The sequence below is a fragment of the Streptomyces lancefieldiae genome, from assembly GCF_031845825.1.
GTDB lineage: Bacteria > Actinomycetota > Actinomycetes > Streptomycetales > Streptomycetaceae > Streptomyces > Streptomyces lancefieldiae.
The window spans coordinates 1-1,978 of the sequence record NZ_JAVRFH010000189.1; the positions used below are offsets into that span (position 1 = coordinate 1).

Annotated in this window: 2 protein-coding genes; both read left to right on the plus strand. The window is 70.8% G+C overall.

All coding sequences use genetic code 11. The features are described from left to right. Positions 1–101 precede the first annotated feature (101 nt). Positions 102–1,334: an IS21 family transposase gene (gene istA / locus RM812_RS41460; protein WP_311586094.1), complete on the plus strand. Its 1,233-nt coding sequence runs from the start codon at positions 102–104 to the stop codon at positions 1,332–1,334. Between the two features lie 5 nt (positions 1,335–1,339). Further along, positions 1,340–1,978: IS21-like element helper ATPase IstB (gene istB / locus RM812_RS41465; RefSeq protein WP_311586092.1), on the plus strand; the 639-nt coding region annotated here is incomplete at its 3' end.

Here is a 1,978-nt window from a genome sequence, read left to right on the forward strand (position 1 = left end):
TGTCGCCGTTCCTTGAACCGTGACCCCCTATCGGTCGATGAAAAGTGACCCCTTCCGTGATCGAGTGATCAGTCTGGCTCCATGGGAGTCAGGTGGAAGAGGTGATCGGTGTGGAGGACTGGGCTGAGATCCGGCGGCTCCACCGTGCGGAGGGAATGTCGATCAAGGGGATCGCGCGGCATCTGGGGATCGCCCGGAACACCGTGCGGCGGGCCGTGGCCAGTGATGATCCGCCGAAGTACCGGCGGGCGCCGAAAGGGTCGATCGTGGATGCGGTGGAGCCGGCGATCCGCGAGCTGCTGGCCGAGTATCCGCGGATGCCCGCGACGGTGATCGCCGAGCGGATCGGCTGGGAACGGTCGTTGTCGGTGCTCAAGCGACGGGTGCGGGAGCTACGGCCGGTCTACCTTCCGGCGGATCCGGTGTCCCGGACGGCGTATCAGCCTGGCGAGCTGGCCCAGTGCGATCTGTGGTTCCCGCCGGCGGACGTCCCGCTGGGCTTCGGGCAGACCGGCCGCCCGCCGGTGCTGGTGATGGTGTCCGGGTACTCGCGGGTGATCACCGCGCGGATGCTGCCGTCGAGGCAGGCCGCCGACCTGGTGAGCGGGCACTGGGACCTGCTGTCCGGCTGGAATGCGGTGCCGAAGGCGCTGGTGTGGGACAACGAGCCGGCCATCGGCCGCCGCCGCGAGGGACGGGCCGTGCTCGGGCATGAGTTCGCTGCCCTGGCCGGGCTGCTGGCCTGCAAAGTGGTCCTGTGCCGGCCCCGCGACCCGGAGGCCAAGGGCCTGGTCGAGCGGGCGAACGGCTACCTGGAGACGTCGTTCCTGCCCGGCCGGGTGTTCTCCTCCCCGGCCGACTTCAACACGCAGCTGGCCGGGTGGCTCGAGGTCGCCAACCGACGGGTGCACCGCACGCTTGAGGCCCGGCCGGCCGAGCGGTGGGAAGCCGACCGGGCCGCGATGCTGCCGCTGCCGCCGACCGCGCCGCCACGCTGGTGGCAGACCTCGGTACGCATCGGCCGGGACCACTACATCCGCCTGGACACCTGCGACTACTCCGTCCACCCGGCCGCGATCGGACGGATCGTGCGGATCGAGGCGGACACCGAAACGGTGCGAGCGCATCTGGACGGCCGCCTGGTCGCCGAGCATGCCCGCTGCTGGGCCCGCCACCAGACCCTGACCGATCCCGACCATGCCGGGGCCGCCGCGGCAATGCGGCGCCAGTACCGCCAGACCGGGGCCGGTGCGGCGGTGGAGGTCGCACAGCCAGACCTGCCGGCCTACGACCGCGTCTTCCAGCTGATCGAAGGCGGCGGAGGAGAGGAGTAAATGCCATGGCCACCCGCACCACCACGTCCCGGGACGTCGCCGCCGAACTGGCCTTCCTCAGCCGTGCGTTGAAAGCACCGGCCCTGCTGGAGGCCGCCGGCCGGCTTACGGAACGCGCGAGCGCCGAGTCCTGGACACACCAGGAGTACCTGGCCGCCTGCCTGCAGCGCGAGGTCGCCGCCCGTGAGGCCCACGGCGGAGAGAGCCGCATCCGCGCGGCCCGCTTCCCCGCCCGCAAGACGCTGGAGGAGTTCGACTTCACCCACCTGCGCGGGCTGAAACGGGAGGCAGTGGCCCACCTGGGCACGCTGGACTTCATCACCGGCAAGGAGAACGTGGTCTTCCTCGGCCCGCCCGGCACCGGCAAGACCCACCTGGCCATCGCCCTGGGCATCCGCGCCTGCCAGGCCGGACACCGCGTCGCGTTCGCCACCGCCTCGCAGTGGGTCGACCGCCTGGCCGCCGCCCACACCACCGGCAGGCTCCAGGACGAACTGCTGCGTCTCGCCCGCGTCCCGGTCCTGGTGATTGATGAAGTCGGCTACATCCCGTTCGAACCGGAGGCAGCGAACCTGTTCTTCCAGCTGGTCTCCGGCCGCTACGAACGCGCCTCCGTGATCGTGACCAGCAACAAGCCGTTCGGA